Raw genomic sequence first — 14,731 nt, 5'->3', positions numbered from 1 at the left:
ACAAATTGTATTTAATGCGCCTCGTCCCAATTCTTGGCGGCCTGAGCTTCTACCACGAGAGGCACAGATAACGACAGGCGCGGCGCACACGCATTCTGCATCACCTCCCTGACATTCTGCATCAACTTGTCGGTTTCTGACTCCGGGGCCTCAAAAATCAATTCGTCATGAACCTGCAAAAGCATACGGGATTTAGGCAATTTCTTTTTCAAAACAGGCGGCATGGCTATCATAGCGCGGCGGATAATATCTGCTGCTGACCCTTGTATTGGCGCGTTAATAGCCGCGCGTTCAGCAAAAGCGCGCCGCGCCGGTATTTTGCTGATTATCTCGCGCAGATAAATACGCCGCCCGAAAAGGGTAGAAACATAGCCCTGTGCATGAGCTTCTTGCTTAACCGCTTCCATATAATCTTTGATGCCCGGGAACTTCTCAAAATAGGCCTTGATATAGTCACTCGCTTCACCGCGTGAAATACCCAGCTGGTTCGCAAGTCCAAAAGCCGAAATACCATAAATAATCCCAAAATTAATTGCCTTTGCTCGGCGGCGGGTTTCAGCCGTCATATCTGCAAGCGGCACACCAAACATTTCAGAGGCCGTCATGGCATGAATATCCTGACCATCGGCAAAAGCCTGACGCAGTGAGTCAATATCGGCAATATGCGCCAACAGTCGTAATTCAATCTGACTATAATCCGCACTCACGAGAAGATTACCCTTCTCTGCCACAAAAGCTGTCCGAATACGCCGCCCATCTTCCGTACGAATAGGAATATTTTGCAAATTTGGGTCTGACGAGGCCAACCGCCCCGTTGTCGTTGACGCAAGTGAATAAGAGGTGTGAATCCGCCCCGTTTCAGGATTGATAAATTCCGGCAAAGCGTCTGTATAGGTGGATTTAAGTTTTGCCAGGCCGCGCCATTCAAGTACTTGCGCAGCTAAATCATGACCTTCAGCTGCCAGGCCTTCCAGCACATCCGCACCTGTGCCCCATGCACCAGTTTTGGTTTTCTTTCCACCGGGCAACCCCATTTTGTCGAATAAAATATCGCCCAGTTGTTTGGGGCTGGCGATATTAAACGTCTCACCTGCCAACTTATAAATATCCTCTTCCATTGCAGCCATTTTCTGAGCAAATTCTCCTGACAGACGGGAAAGAACATTGCGGTCAACGCAAATGCCGTTTTTCTCCATATCCACAATCACAGGCACGAGCGGTTTCTCGGTTGTCTGGTAAACACTAACCACTCGATCCTTGACGAGTTCAGGGCGCATCATCTGCCAAAGCCTTAATGTGATATCCGCATCCTCGGCAGCATAGGGCGTGGCTTTTTCCAGTGGCACTTGGTCAAACGTAATTTGAGATTTACCCGTCCCCAGCAATTCTTTGATAGAGATGGGCTTATGCCCCAAATAAAGCTCGGAAAGTTCATCCATACCGTGACCACGCTGACCTGCGGCAAGGGCATAGGACATCAACATCGTGTCCTCAACAGGGTGAACCTCAATCTTGCGTTGCCCAAGAACCTGCAAATCAAATTTTGCATTTTGCAGAATTTTCATAATGGATGCATCTTGCAAAAGTGGCTTTAGCCGCACCAAAACATCCGCCTCAGCAAGTTGCGATGGCACATCATCGGCGAGAGCAAGTCCTTCACCAATACCATGCGCGAGTGGAATATAGCAGGCATGCCCCGGGCGGGTGGCCAGCGATATACCAACCAAACGACAACTCACTGCATCAAGGCCATCTGTCTCAGTATCAATCGCCACATAACCAGTAGCGATAATGTCCTCAATCCAGTTATCAAGCACAGCCATATCCGTTACACATTCATATGCAGAAGAATCAATTGGCGGCAGGTCGGTCATCGCTGGCGGCAGGTCAGATGAAGCTTTTTCTGTTGCGCCTGAGGAAGATATTGCTGTCGGTTTAGCTGCCAGATCCGACGAAGCCTCATAATCATCCGCATTTATGTCGTAGCGTTTGCTGACTCGTCGAGTCAGTGTGTTAAATTCCATTGCCTTGAGGAAACCCATCAACATGCCAGCCTCAGGCGGTGTCAGGCCCATCTCACTCATATCAACTGGCAAAGGCGTATCAGTTCGGAGCGTCACCAGTTCACGGCTTATTCGCGCTTGTTCGGCAAATTCAATGAGATTCTCACGGCGTTTATTCTGTTTAATTTCTCCGGCGCGCTCAAGCAGAGTTTCCAGGTCGCCATATTCATTAATCAGCAGAGCCGCCGTTTTAATCCCAATACCCGGCACACCGGGGACATTATCAACGCTGTCGCCTGCAAGCGATTGAACATCAATCACGCGTTCTGGGCCGACTTCAAATTTCTCAAGCACCTCCGCGGGACCGATTTTTCTATCTTTCATTGTATCAATCATATTCACCCGATCAGTCACGAGTTGCATGAGATCTTTATCTGAGGACACAATTGAAACGCGTGCGCCGCTTCGTGTGGCGGCATGCGTGTAGGCCGCAATTAAATCATCGGCCTCATAACCCTGTAGCTCAATCGAAGGAATACCGAATGCTTTCACTGCCTCCCGAACAAGAGGGAATTGTGGTATCAGGTCTTCAGGTGGCGCATCCCGATTAGCTTTATAGTCAGGGTAAATATCATTTCTGAATGTTTTGCCGGATGCATCGAAAATCACAGCAAGATGTGTTGGGCTTTCCTCTGCCGCCATATCATCCATCAGCCGCACCAACATATTGCAAAACCCGGCAACCGCACCAATCGGTAATTTGTCACTTTTTCTGGTGAGTGGTGGTAATGCATGGAAAGCACGAAAAATATACCCAGAACCATCAACAAGATAGAGGTGATCCGATTTTTTGAGGCTCATAAGGCCACTCCTTGCTCTAAGTTTTACTCTTTGCCTTAAACTGACCGCGTGCTAGTTCTGATAATAAGCTTGAGGACGAATAATGCAGAATTTATCCAACCCTGACAATCATATTGATGGCGATATTGAAAATGCCATCACGGCAGAGGGTCTCTCAAAAACATATCAAACCAGTGGCAATCAGTCCGAAAAAAAGGCTCTCAAAAGTATTAATCTTGAAATCCCTCGTGGGATGATTTTCGGGCTTCTGGGACCTAACGGTGCTGGTAAATCTACCTTCATCAACATTCTTGCAGGACTTGTGATTAAATCTACCGGCAAAGCATCTGTCTGGGGGTTTGATATTGACGAGAACCCGCGCATGGCAAGAGCCTCCATAGGCGTTGTGCCGCAAGAGATTAATTTCGATCCGTTCTTCACCCCATTGGAATCACTTGATTTGCAAGCAGGGCTTTACGGCGTCACAGCAAAGCAAAGACGCAGCATGGAGATTCTGGAAACACTCGGCCTAGGAGACAAGGCGAATGCCTATTCTCGAACCCTATCAGGCGGCATGCGGCGGCGGCTATTGATTGCCAAAGCCCTTGTTCATCAGCCGCCAATTCTGGTGCTGGACGAACCGACTGCCGGGGTAGATATTGAACTGCGCCACCAACTCTGGACCTATGTCCGCGCCCTTAATGAACAAGGTGTGACCATTGTACTGACAACGCATTACCTAGAAGAAGCCCAGGCGCTTTGTGACCGCATTGCGATTATTGACCACGGTGATCTTGTAATTTGTGATGACACACCAAAGCTGTTGACCCTGTTGGATAGCAAAACACTTTTGCTTCGCCCTGACACCACGCTCTCTGAAGTTCCGGCAGGCCTTGAAAGCTTCCACACGACTTTGCAGTCGGATGGCAGGTTAGCACTCACATTTAACCCACGTGAAAAAACTGCATTGCAGGTACTAGATGAAGTGCGGCAAAAAAATATCTCGATTACAGATTTAGAAACCGAAGGCACTAGTCTGGAAGCTGTATTCATGAAACTAACGGGTAATCAGACCCTATCCAAACAGGCAGACTGACATAATGAAACGGCTCATCGTCATTTGTGGTGACCAACTCAATCCTTCAGCGCAAGTTCTCAGCGACTTTGACCCAGACCATGACGCTATCGTTATGACGGAAGCCGTTGAGGAAGCCACACCCAGACAGCATAAAAAAAGACTTATTATGTTTTTCGCTGCCATGCGCCATTTCCGCAATGCGCGCCGCGCCGAGGGAAAGCAGGTTTATTATTATCCGCTTGATGATACAGTAGAAAAACAAGAAGCACCGCAAACCATTGCAGAGGGTATGTTGCGCGCCGCCGAAGATTTCGAGCCGGATCACATACTTATTACCCGAACCGGCGACTGGCGTATTCAAGAAGCCCTCACCAAAGCCGCAGGTAATCGGCTGATACGCGTTGAAGATGATCACTTTTTCACAACGCCGGATGATTTCGCGAAATTTGCCGAAGGACGGAAAAAACTGGTGCTGGAAGATTTCTATCGTCCCCTTAGACGCAAAACCGGCTGGTTAATGAATGGCAATGAACCGGTTGGCGGACAATGGAATTTTGATAAGGAAAATCGCAAAAGTTTTGGTAAAGATGGCCCCCCTCTTATCCCCAAACGTCGCCCTTTTGAGCCAGATGATGTCACGCGCTCGGTTCAGGCCATGGTTGACCGTATGTTCCCGGATGCGCCGGGGAAAAGTGATGGTTTCGCAGAACCTGTGACTCCGGATCAGGCGAAACAGGCACTCAAGGACTTTATCGACTATCGGCTACCGGATTTTGGTACTTATGAGGATGCCATCGCCATGGGGCATGTGACGCTCTATCACTCACGTCTGTCAGCGGCGATGAATATACATCTGATTTCACCAAAGGATGTTTGCGAAGCCGCTCTTGAAGCTTATGAAAAAGGTAATGCCCCTATTAATGCTGTCGAAGGTTTTATCCGACAAATTTTAGGCTGGCGGGAATTTGTGCGGGGACTTTACTGGCATTACATGCCGGATTATGCAGCATTGAATAAGCTCGGCGCCAATGAAGAAGTCCCCGAATTCTTCTGGACAGGCGAAACCGATATGGCCTGTGTTGCCGACGCACTCAGCAGTGTTTTGTCTGAAGGCTATGCACATCACATTCAGCGTCTGATGGTACTCGGCCTGTTCCTTATGCAATATGGCGCCAACCCCTATGCCGTGCATGAATGGCATATGGGGCTTTATCTTGATGCGATTGACTGGGTATCCTTACCTAATGTCGTCGGCATGAGCCAATTTGGGGATGGTGGCATTATGGGGACGAAACCCTATGCGGCCTCTGGTGCCTATATTGATCGTATGTCGGATTGCTGCAAGACCTGCCCCTATACACCCAAAAAAGCACATGGGCCTGAAGCCTGCCCCGTGACCGCGCTTTATTGGGATTTTCTGGCGCAACATGAACAGCAGTTTAGAAAAAATCCGCGCATGGCATTTCAATTGAAGAACCTAGACAGAAAAAACCCCGAGGAGCTTGCTTCCATTCGAGATACGGCAAAGGCATTGCGAAATAAATGTGCGCGTGGCACGAGAATTTAACAGGTTAAGTTACGCATCTTGATCAAGCGGCAATCGCCCACGAAGCGTTAGCGGTAATTGTGCCAGCATAAAAATACCTGTTGCAGGAGACATAACAAAAGTTCTGAAGATCACCCAATTCGCCTCGGTTAAATAACGCCAGGCAAGTTCATTACCAATGGCCGCAACGAGAAAAAACACCCCCCAGCGAAAACTGAGTTGAAACCAAGTTGCTTCAGTTAACCGAAATTGTGTTCCGAAAAAAACCTGCATCATAGCTTTCCCGCGCAACAGGCCTCCAAGCAAAACACCCGCCATCACAAGCGAAGAAATTGTTGGTTGAATTTTAATGAGCATTTTTTCGGATGCCAAAATCGCCGTTGCTGTCAGAACGCCCGAAAACAGCGTTGAAAAAACCACAAATTTAGCCACACGTCGCTCAACCAGCCAAAAATATAACAGCATAAAGGCCGACATGGAGACCCCCGCAATGGCCGCTGCATAAAGACCATAAAGCCGATAAAAGACGAAAAAGCTCGCCAGAGGCAAAATTTCACTTAAAAAAGACCCCAAACGCATTGATTTTGTGGGGTTCACAGTATGACCTTCAGAGCTAATTTTAGGCGGTTTTTCGTCTGTTTCAGTTGTTTTCATCGTGTCTGACATGTTTTTTCTACGCAAATAAATATTAGATGGATGTTTTTTGCTATTGCAACTTATTCTTAATTAGAATACGAGAATATTTGAGAATAATTCTCAATTGCAAAAAATTATAGCCGAGGAGTACAACAAATGATTAATAGGAGAAATAATGTTGACATGCCCACAAATATGATTAAACCGGCGGTTCTTATCACCTGCTTAATCACCGGGCTGCTCAGAACCGAAATTGTTTCGGCACAGTCAACTGACGAAATTGTTGTGGAAGGTAAGTATCTTTTCACAGATCAGGTGAATGCTCTCAAAACCCCAGTACCCATTTTAAATGTACCCCAAAGCTTATCCATTATTACAGATGATGATATCCGCCAGCAGGGTTTTAGAGAATTAGGCGATATTGTACGCTATACTCCGGGCGTGAATACGTCACAGGGTGAAGGTCACCGCGACTCCATCGTCTTTAGAGGGGTTCGTTCAACAGCGGATTTCTATCTCGACGGCGTCAGAGATGATGTTCAATATTACCGCTCATTATATAATCTTGACCAGGTTGAAATTCTTCGTGGCCCAAACGCACTTCTGTTTGGTCGCGGTGGTACGGGCGGTATCGTTAATCGCGTCACAAAAAAAACCACTATTGGAGAAAACTTTGGCGCCATTGATATCGGAGCTGATAGTTTCGGCGCCTATGATGTAGCGGCTGACTACAACATTGCAACGAGTGAGAAAGCCGCCCTGCGCATAAATGCCCATTACGATGCCTTGGAAAATCATAGAGACTTTTATGATGGTGACCGCATCGGATTTAATCCGACCCTCAAGATTGCATTGAGCCCCAAAACAACTTTAGACCTTTCATATGAATATGCCGATCATGAGAGGTTTATCGACAGAGGTATTCCAACACAAAACGGTGAGCCGGTTGAAGCATTTGAAAAAATCACTTTTGGCGACGAAAATATCAACCTCACCACGCTTGAGGCACAAATTTTCCGTGGCCTTCTTAGTCATGAATTTTCCGACACTATGAAGGGTAATGTGACAGTTCATTATGGTGACTACGAGAAAATGTACAGAAACCTCTATGCCACTGGCTATGACGGCACGAATGTGACAATGGACGGGTATCTTGACCCGACAGAGCGCACCAATCTTATTGTCTCCGGCAATCTTATTAAGGAATTCAATATGGGCGATACCCAGCACGTCTTACTGGTGGGGCTGGAGCACATTAAAACTGAAAATGAGAATTTGCGTCACAACACATACTGGTCAACAACCGGCAACGATAAAGAAACTTTCAGCGTTACACGTCCAATGGACTTTACGGTCAATTCGGCTGGAGTCACGACAAGTGTTGATTTCACAACTGATTTAAACGACCACACCGAGTCTGATATCACGGTAACATCTCTTTTGATTCAGGATCAAATTGATGTCTCCGAGACTTTCAAAATCATGCTGGGTGCACGTCTAGATAATTTTGACATCACAGTGGACGATATTGATGACGCATCATCTACCTCGAGAGAAGATGAGGAAGTTTCCCCGCGTGCCGGCCTGATTTTCAAACCGCAGGAAAATCTCTCTCTATATGCGAGCTACAGCGAAAGCTTTCTGCCGCGCTCCGGTGAACAGTTCAAAAAATTGTCTGCAAGCGCTTCGCGTTTGGATCCTGATGTCTTTGAAAATTTTGAAATCGGCGTTAAGTGGGACATCCGACCCAATTTGAGTTTCACCATGAGTTACTTTGACAGCGAACAAACCCAAGCAGTTCGTGACAGTGATACTGGTGAGGCATCTGAAGTCATCGGCCTGACAGTGGACGGCATCGAGTTGGAACTTAAAGGTCAACTGACTGATCAACTCAGCATCGCCGCAGGCTATAGTAATTTTGACGGTGAAACAAGCTCAGGCGGTGTGCCGCGTGAAATTCCGGAGTATAGTTTTTCTCTCTGGAGCACCTATCAGGTTAACGAAAAACTGGGCATAGGTCTTGGTGTGACGCATCAAGGAGAGTCCAATATCAAGAATAATAGTGCGACCCCAATCCTACCTGATTACACACGGTTAGATTTAGCTGCCTATTACGACATTGATGAAGATATGACGCTTCAACTCAACATCGAAAATTTGACTGATGAGTTGTACTTCCCTCACGCGCATAGCACTCATCAAGCTTCTGTTGGGGAACCGTTAAATGCACGTGTTTCTATTCGCAGAAATTTCTAGGTCTCCCAATGCCTGGATAAAATTAGGGAGACAGTTCGCTAAGAGTTAGGGAAGGCGCTGAGGGACATTCTTCCCCTTCCACCTAAATTTTCGAACTGTCTCTCTAATCAATTATTCCATATTGAATGTGAGGCCTGCATTGGCCTCAAGTCGGGTGACGAGCCTATCGCCCATCGCGGAAGCAACGGTATAAATACCCCCACCTAGATCTCCACAATCTTGCACCAAACATAAAGCACTCTCTGCAATCATCTTGGAGGTTGACCCATATCCAGGATCCATATCTCCCTTGACGGAAGCTTTGAGAATCGCACCATCAGCTCCCTCAGCAAGAAACAGCACATCATAATTACCGGCTTCACGCTTTTCCTTAGATGGGCCTTCCCCCGGTTGAGGTACGTTTTCGCCTTCAAGTGGAGAGGCTTTAGCCACAAATTCAGCAACCGCTTTGCCTTCATCACCGACACCCGCCACCATCATTTCGTCATAAAGGAAATTCTCACCATAGGCATAGCCCATCAGGGCATTTGAACGGTGAACATTTTTGGTGTTAATCGCCGCCATGATGAAAGGCGCAACCCATGCGCCCAACACATCATCTTCATAAGGTTTGTTGTCAGCCGGTTGTTCTGGGCCAGCTTTGCCAGCCAGACAGAATGGATCGATAAGCACATTGAAAAGCTCCGGGCGAGTCTCTAGAGATTTCACCGTAGCTTTAAATGATGCAGCCGTGCCGCCGGAGAACTCTCCATTCATGGCACGGACACGGCATCTGACACGACCAGCAGGTTCGCCCCATTTTCCAATAGCGGCTTTTTGAACATATTGCACACCTAAATCAAAAGGCACAGAGTCAAAGCCACAGCTAAACACCAGACGCGCGCCGCTTTTACTGGCGGTATCCTGATATTTACCAATCATGTCATACATCCAGCCTGGCTCACCGCATAAATCCACATAATGCGTTCCCGCTTCGGCGCAGGCTTTGAACAAACCTTCACCATAAAGCTGATAAGGCCCAGTGGTTGTCAGAACAACATCCGCCCGGGCAACCATATTTTTTAAAGAGGCCTCATCATCTGAGTCAGCGATAATAAGCGGTACATCACCGGCGCCAACTTCTTCTATTACAGATTTAAGCTTTTCTTCATTGCGGCCAGCCATCGCCCATTTCAGATTGTCGCCATATTGCGCTGCGAGATACTCAGCAACCAGACGTCCTGTAAAGCCGCTGGCACCAAAAACGACCAGACTGAATTCTTTTTCATTATTCATAACGGTAACCCCCTGAATTTTTTCCCATTACTAGTCAACCTAGACACATATTCTTTCTGACGCAATAAAAGCTCGAAACCATCAACCTTCTCGTTTATTTCCCCACAAATCATGTTATTTTAAATCAACACAAAATAAGAAAAATAAAAATGTTAGAATCTATTAAATTGTCTGAAACATCAGCGCTGGTATTGCTTTTTTTGCAGGATCAGGTTTATCACTCCAATGCCGTAAAAGAATATCTTCTCCACCTTGATCTATCTGCTGGGAAAGAACTTCACAACGCCTGCAACGCGATTTGGCCGCAATATGCAGAAGTCATTGTTAATCGCAAGCATACTATCCTCCAACATATTAATGAGGCCTTAGCAAAAAATCCCTCATTGCAAATCATATCCGGCGCAGCGGGGCTTGACCCGTTTGGGTTAGAATTAACTCAACGCCATAAAGGATTAGAAATTTATGAGATTGACCGCGAACAAATGCCCATAAAAGCTGGGTTAATCAACATACCAAACCTGCATCTCATTGCGTGTGATCTTGCCGATACAACAACTGTTATTGAAAAATTGAAACAGTCTGGTTGGCAACAGGACGAACCGACATTTTTGGTTATGGAAGGCATTAGCTATTATCTGACCCCGGACATTTTGAGAAATTTTGTCACAACAATAAAACCGCGATACGCCATTTTTGACCATTTGCGTGAAAGTGGCATGAATGAAGCGGCGGACCTTATCGGTTCAAACGTATTTGACCTCATTCACGATTATATCAAAATGGATAAAATGCAACGCTATAACGCCTTGTCATTAAGAGAATTACTAGAAATGAAAATAATCAAAAATTGGTCTTTATGCGCCATGGAACATCAACGTATAGGGCAGAATGTTCATTTCCCTTCTGACGATTTTGGCTGGGTGGATGTCACAGCTTTTGAATCCAAAGGGTAATCTTTACGGGCCAGCATTTCCTCACGCAAGGATTGATTAGTTTTTAAAGTTTTTTTAAGCGCCGCCTCACGCGACATTGCTGCCCCACGGGTTTTAAATATTTCAAAATGTAAAATCTGCCAGACACGACCTCTGGTCGCCTTGGCTCCCTTACCAGCATTATGGGCTGCTAATCGTTTTTCAAGATCATGCGTCCAACCGGAATAAAGACGCGGACTGCCCCCCTTGGCACAATCAGACCAAGAGCCAAGGACATAGGCATAACAAGGCTTCACTTGTTCTTTTTCATCCTTTTTTTGGGGTGTTTCCATTAGTTCGTCTTTCTAAGGCATAATCGTGCGCCTAGGCTTGCATAATCACCTAAAAATCGTAAATTGGCTAATCACAAAAGAGGTAAATATGACCACTCAAATGATTCGCCATGACTGGACCGCCGAGGAAGTGCAGGCCCTTTTTGACCTCCCTTTCAATGATTTGATTTTTAAGGCCCAGACCATCCATCGGAAATTTTTTAATCCGAATGAAGTCCAAATGTGCCAGCTTCTGTCCATTAAAACTGGCGGGTGTCCAGAAGATTGCGGCTATTGCAGCCAGTCGGCATTTGCCGAGTCAGACCTTGGCGCCAGCAAGCTTATGGAAGTTGAACAGGTTTTAAACGAAGCCCGCAAGGCTAAAGAAGGCGGCGCGACACGCTATTGCATGGGCGCTGCATGGCGTTCCCCGAAAGACCGGGATATGGAAAAGCTTAAAGCGATGATTAGCGGTGTGCGGGATATGGGCATGGAAACTTGCGCAACGCTCGGCATGCTTACCGCAGAACAGGCTCAAGAACTGGCTGACTCTGGTTTAGATTATTATAATCATAACATTGACACCTCTGAGGAATTTTATGGTGAAATCATCACCACAAGAACTTTCCAAGATCGCCTTGATACGCTCGAAGTCGTAAGAGAAAGCGGCATGAAAGTCTGCTGCGGTGGCATTATCGGCATGGGAGAAAAAATACTCGACCGGGCAGAAATGCTTCGTACACTGGCAAATCTTGCCAGCCACCCTGATTCCATTCCGATTAATCAACTTATTGCCATTCCCGGTACCAAACTGGAAAATGTCAATCTGCCACATGCGATTGATTTTGTCCGGTGTATCGCTGTTGCACGGATAATGATGCCCCGATCAACTGTCAGGCTCTCAGCCGGGCGTGAAGAAATGTCAGATGAAATGCAAGCACTGTGTTTCTTTGCCGGTGCGAATTCAATTTTTGTCGGTGATGAGTTGCTGACCACGGATAATCCGGGACGCGATAAAGATGCAGAATTGATGTCCAAATTGGGTATAGAGCCGCTTCCAGCTTTTGAAGAACCAGCACTGGATAAAGCACCTACCAACACGCTACTTACCCCTGCCTCGCGTGAAAAGCGGGCTTAACAAGATCAATAATTTAGGACTTTATCGGGGTGCGCGTTTAGCCAGTATTCTTTGTAATGTGCGGCGGTGCATATTCAGTCGTCGCGCTGTCTCAGAAACATTACGATCACAAAGTTCATATACGCGTTGAATATGCTCCCACCGGACCCGGTCAGCAGACATGGGGTTTTCAGGTGGTTTTGGTTTGGACTCACCATCTACAGTAAGAGCTGCTTCAATCTCATCCGCATCGGCTGGCTTGGCAAGATAATCAACCGCGCCTTTTTTTACTGCTTCTACAGCAGTCGTAATATTGCCATATCCAGTGAGCATAATCACCCGCCCCTCTGGGTTTGCCTGTTGCACAGCTTCAATCACATCCATGCCATTACCATCCTGAAGACGCATATCCACAACGGCATAAGCAGGCTTTACGCTTTTAGCGAGCACCAACCCCTCGGCCACAGTGTCAGCAATACTGACGATATATCCGCGACGCTCCATAGCGCGAGCAAGCCGCGTTAACCAAGGCTGGTCATCATCAACCAAAAGCATTGTTTTCCCTTCAGGGAGTAAGCTTTCTTCCGTGTCATGCTCTTTATCAGTCACAGTATCCTCATTAACCGATTAAAGTCTCACCATATATATAGGTTACCTATTAAAATACGCAAATTTACATCGACTGATTCTCAAAACGCGACTTTTATTAGCTATTTTATGCCTCAGAATTGGCTTCTAAAAGAGCCCGTGACCATGTCACCTTAATCTCAGCACCCTTTTCAGATAACGCTTTATTTGTCGCCGTTACTTGTCCACCGGTTCTCTCAAGCAAGGTTTTGGCAATAAAAAACCTAAGCCCATACCCGATTGCGCGGTCATATCACCAGAGGCCGGACGCGAGGTCAACCAAGGCTCACCAAGGCGCGGTAAAATATCATTGGCAAAGCCCGGCCCGTCATCAGAAACACAAATTTCGATGCGCTGCGCCTCAATCTGGGCTGCGACGGTAACTGCATTTGTTGCAAATTCTGCCGCATTCTCTATGAGATTCCCAAGACCATAAATAATTTCAGGCTGTCGGATAACATAAGGCTCAGATATATCCGTCGGCCCGATAGTAACTAGAATTTGTTTTTCATGCCCTCCGGCTTCATCAATTGCTTCCTGAATAAGGGCAGACAGAGACATGCGAGAAAAAATGGTGTCACCCTGATCAGATTGTGTGGTCAAAGAGGACAATATTTCCTTACATCGTTTGGTTTCAGTGAGCAAAGACTTCAAATCTTCCGATAACTCCCCGTCTGCAAGCGGGCTAGATTGCAATTCTTTGGCAATCAGACCAATTGTACCGAGCGGTGTGCCAAGTTGATGTGCAGCAGCAGCTGCCAGCCCATCCAAGGCGGATAATCTGTGCTCACGCGCAAGCACTTGTTGTAAGGCCGTACTCGCCGCTGTCATTCGCCGCCCCTCATGGCTAATGCGCCAGACGTAAGCCGAGATAAATGCTAAACCAAGCATTAATGCCGCCCACACACCAAGCAAATAAATTTCAGGAAAATTCGGTGGCTCTCCCTTCCAGGGAAGCGGCAAATGGAAATATGCAAGGAGGCTGATAACCGCACAGGACATACCGACCAACAACAAGGTAGCCCGTGCAGTCAAAACAGTTGCAGAGACAGTCACAGGTGCAAGAATCATCACAATAAAAGGATTAGCAAGACCACCTGTCATAAACAAAAGTGCCGTCAACTGCAGCAAATCATACATGAGATAACCAGCAGCAAATTTTGGTGATAAACGATAATTAGATGGGTAATAAAGCCAAAGCGCGGTATTGACCATAACAGACATCAAGACCAGCCCAATACATGGCACCAGTGGCATTTGATACTCAAGCACAAAACCAACGACAAAAATCGTTACCGATTGACCGGAGACAGCCAGCCAGCGCAATAATGTTTGAACACGTAAAAGGACACCCGCATCGCGGGTTAAAAACTGGGCTGGTTGTTGATTGCCACCGTAAATGTTAGCGTCAGCAGTTTTTTCAGACATTTACTCTTGTGTTTCTAAATACGATACAATTTTACGATGACGTTGTTCTCGCGCCCAATCGAGCGCCGTCCGACCGGTCAAATCCGTGTCATCGGGATAGGCGCCATTTTCTATTAACACCTTTACGGCCTCTAGGTGACCGTTACGTGCGGCCCGAATAAGCGGCACTTCACGGCGCAAACCTGTTTTATCTGGGTCAGCTCCAGCTTTCAGGAGATGCCCAACTATGGCGGCATGGCCTGCCGCTGCAGCCACCCCAAGAGGCGTCCGACTGTTCAGGCCCCTGTCATTGACCCTTGCACCTCTTGAAATCAGGTAACGAACACCGAGTTCATAACCGTTTTCTGCAACAATGATGATCACTGGGTCACCTTCACGGCTTCGGCTATTAGGGCTGTTGCCCTCAATAAAACCTCGCTCCATGATACCGACGCTATTATTTTTTGCCCCCTTAACCATATCACTTTCCTTGCCAAAGCCTTGCGCATTGGCATCTGAAGATACAGTCGACAAGGTAAAGCACACCCAGAAACCACAGGCACGTAATGGTTGAAAAACATTTCTTATATTTTTTAGGTTACCCAATTGCATGGTCATAACGTCCTTATCAAGCATATGCACTTCTCATTGACACTGTTAAACATTCTGTAGCATAGAATAAGGATTGTTGCCACGCATACAA

The 14,731-nt window shown here is 46.8% G+C and carries 12 protein-coding genes; 5 read left to right on the top strand and 7 right to left on the bottom strand.

All coding sequences use genetic code 11. From position 1 onward, the window contains the following. Window positions 1-11: 11 nt before the first annotated feature. Window positions 12-2,864, bottom strand: coding sequence for a DNA polymerase I (gene polA / locus RS24_RS08055; protein WP_021777715.1), 2,853 nt, complete (start codon window positions 2,862-2,864; stop codon window positions 12-14). An 82-nt stretch (window positions 2,865-2,946) separates the two neighbouring features. Between polA and RS24_RS08050 the strand changes: the two genes are divergently transcribed. Next, window positions 2,947-3,939 carry an ABC transporter ATP-binding protein gene (locus RS24_RS08050; RefSeq protein WP_021777714.1) on the top strand — a complete coding sequence of 331 codons (993 nt, stop codon included), beginning with the start codon at window positions 2,947-2,949 and terminating at the stop codon, window positions 3,937-3,939. 4 nt (window positions 3,940-3,943) lie between these two features. Further along, on the top strand, window positions 3,944-5,488 hold the full coding sequence (locus tag RS24_RS08045; protein ID WP_021777713.1) for a cryptochrome/photolyase family protein: 1,545 nt from the start codon (window positions 3,944-3,946) through the stop codon (window positions 5,486-5,488). A 9-nt stretch (window positions 5,489-5,497) separates the two neighbouring features. Here the strand turns inward: RS24_RS08045 and RS24_RS08040 are convergent, their stop codons facing one another. Further along, window positions 5,498-6,133, bottom strand: coding sequence for an inner membrane-spanning protein YciB (locus RS24_RS08040; RefSeq protein WP_021777712.1), 636 nt, complete (start codon window positions 6,131-6,133; stop codon window positions 5,498-5,500). 126 nt (window positions 6,134-6,259) lie between these two features. Between RS24_RS08040 and RS24_RS08035 the strand changes: the two genes are divergently transcribed. Beyond that, the gene (locus RS24_RS08035; RefSeq protein ID WP_021777711.1) at window positions 6,260-8,359 is read left to right on the top strand and encodes a TonB-dependent receptor; all 2,100 of its coding nucleotides are present in this window, start codon (window positions 6,260-6,262) and stop codon (window positions 8,357-8,359) included. A gap of 111 nt (window positions 8,360-8,470) precedes the next feature. Here the strand turns inward: RS24_RS08035 and RS24_RS08030 are convergent, their stop codons facing one another. Beyond that, window positions 8,471-9,634, bottom strand: a complete 1,164-nt coding sequence (locus RS24_RS08030) for a saccharopine dehydrogenase family protein (RefSeq protein WP_021777710.1) — start codon at window positions 9,632-9,634, stop codon at window positions 8,471-8,473. Window positions 9,635-9,783: 149 nt separating this feature from the next. Here RS24_RS08030 and RS24_RS08025 point away from each other — a divergent pair, with 149 nt between their 5' ends. Next, window positions 9,784-10,587, top strand: coding sequence for a class I SAM-dependent methyltransferase (locus tag RS24_RS08025; protein ID WP_021777709.1), 804 nt, complete (start codon window positions 9,784-9,786; stop codon window positions 10,585-10,587). Here RS24_RS08025 and RS24_RS08020 read toward each other — a convergent pair. Further along, window positions 10,527-10,898: a GIY-YIG nuclease family protein gene (locus RS24_RS08020; RefSeq protein WP_021777708.1), complete on the bottom strand. Its 372-nt coding sequence runs from the start codon at window positions 10,896-10,898 to the stop codon at window positions 10,527-10,529. The genes RS24_RS08025 and RS24_RS08020 overlap by 61 nt on opposite strands. 88 nt (window positions 10,899-10,986) lie before the next feature. On the opposite strand from RS24_RS08020, the gene bioB reads away from it, so the two are divergent. After that, on the top strand, window positions 10,987-12,015 hold the full coding sequence (bioB, locus tag RS24_RS08015) for a biotin synthase BioB (protein ID WP_021777707.1): 1,029 nt from the start codon (window positions 10,987-10,989) through the stop codon (window positions 12,013-12,015). 21 nt (window positions 12,016-12,036) lie between these two features. On the opposite strand, the gene RS24_RS08010 is transcribed toward bioB, so the two are convergent. The 3 genes from RS24_RS08010 to RS24_RS09810 form a co-directional block, all read right to left on the bottom strand. Then, window positions 12,037-12,603: an ActR/PrrA/RegA family redox response regulator transcription factor gene (locus RS24_RS08010; protein ID WP_021777706.1), complete on the bottom strand. Its 567-nt coding sequence runs from the start codon at window positions 12,601-12,603 to the stop codon at window positions 12,037-12,039. A 195-nt stretch (window positions 12,604-12,798) separates the two neighbouring features. Further along, window positions 12,799-14,049: an ActS/PrrB/RegB family redox-sensitive histidine kinase gene (locus RS24_RS08005; RefSeq protein WP_021777705.1), complete on the bottom strand. Its 1,251-nt coding sequence runs from the start codon at window positions 14,047-14,049 to the stop codon at window positions 12,799-12,801. Then, a complete protein-coding gene (locus tag RS24_RS09810; protein WP_021777704.1) occupies window positions 14,050-14,664 on the bottom strand; it encodes an ankyrin repeat domain-containing protein in 615 nt (204 codons plus the stop codon). Window positions 14,665-14,731: the final 67 nt, after the last annotated feature.

Source organism: Candidatus Micropelagos thuwalensis, assembly GCF_000469155.1.
GTDB lineage: Bacteria > Pseudomonadota > Alphaproteobacteria > RS24 > RS24 > Micropelagius > Micropelagius thuwalensis.
Note: the sequence above shows the minus strand (reverse complement) of the source record. Positions and strands in the feature narration are given on the sequence as shown.

What these genes read in the sequence shown, in the direction of transcription:
- polA (WP_021777715.1), bottom strand. Translation starts at nt 2,864, where the DNA reads ATGAGCCTCAAAAAATCGGATCACCTCTATCTTGTTGATGGTTCTGGG.
- RS24_RS08050 (WP_021777714.1), top strand. Translation starts at nt 2,947, where the DNA reads ATGCAGAATTTATCCAACCCTGACAATCATATTGATGGCGATATTGAA.
- RS24_RS08005 (WP_021777705.1), bottom strand. Translation starts at nt 14,049, where the DNA reads ATGTCTGAAAAAACTGCTGACGCTAACATTTACGGTGGCAATCAACAA.
- RS24_RS08035 (WP_021777711.1), top strand. Translation starts at nt 6,260, where the DNA reads ATGATTAATAGGAGAAATAATGTTGACATGCCCACAAATATGATTAAA.
- RS24_RS08025 (WP_021777709.1), top strand. Translation starts at nt 9,784, where the DNA reads ATGTTAGAATCTATTAAATTGTCTGAAACATCAGCGCTGGTATTGCTT.
- RS24_RS08030 (WP_021777710.1), bottom strand. Translation starts at nt 9,634, where the DNA reads ATGAATAATGAAAAAGAATTCAGTCTGGTCGTTTTTGGTGCCAGCGGC.
- RS24_RS09810 (WP_021777704.1), bottom strand. Translation starts at nt 14,664, where the DNA reads ATGCTTGATAAGGACGTTATGACCATGCAATTGGGTAACCTAAAAAAT.
- RS24_RS08020 (WP_021777708.1), bottom strand. Translation starts at nt 10,898, where the DNA reads ATGGAAACACCCCAAAAAAAGGATGAAAAAGAACAAGTGAAGCCTTGT.
- RS24_RS08045 (WP_021777713.1), top strand. Translation starts at nt 3,944, where the DNA reads ATGAAACGGCTCATCGTCATTTGTGGTGACCAACTCAATCCTTCAGCG.
- bioB (WP_021777707.1), top strand. Translation starts at nt 10,987, where the DNA reads ATGACCACTCAAATGATTCGCCATGACTGGACCGCCGAGGAAGTGCAG.
- RS24_RS08040 (WP_021777712.1), bottom strand. Translation starts at nt 6,133, where the DNA reads ATGTCAGACACGATGAAAACAACTGAAACAGACGAAAAACCGCCTAAA.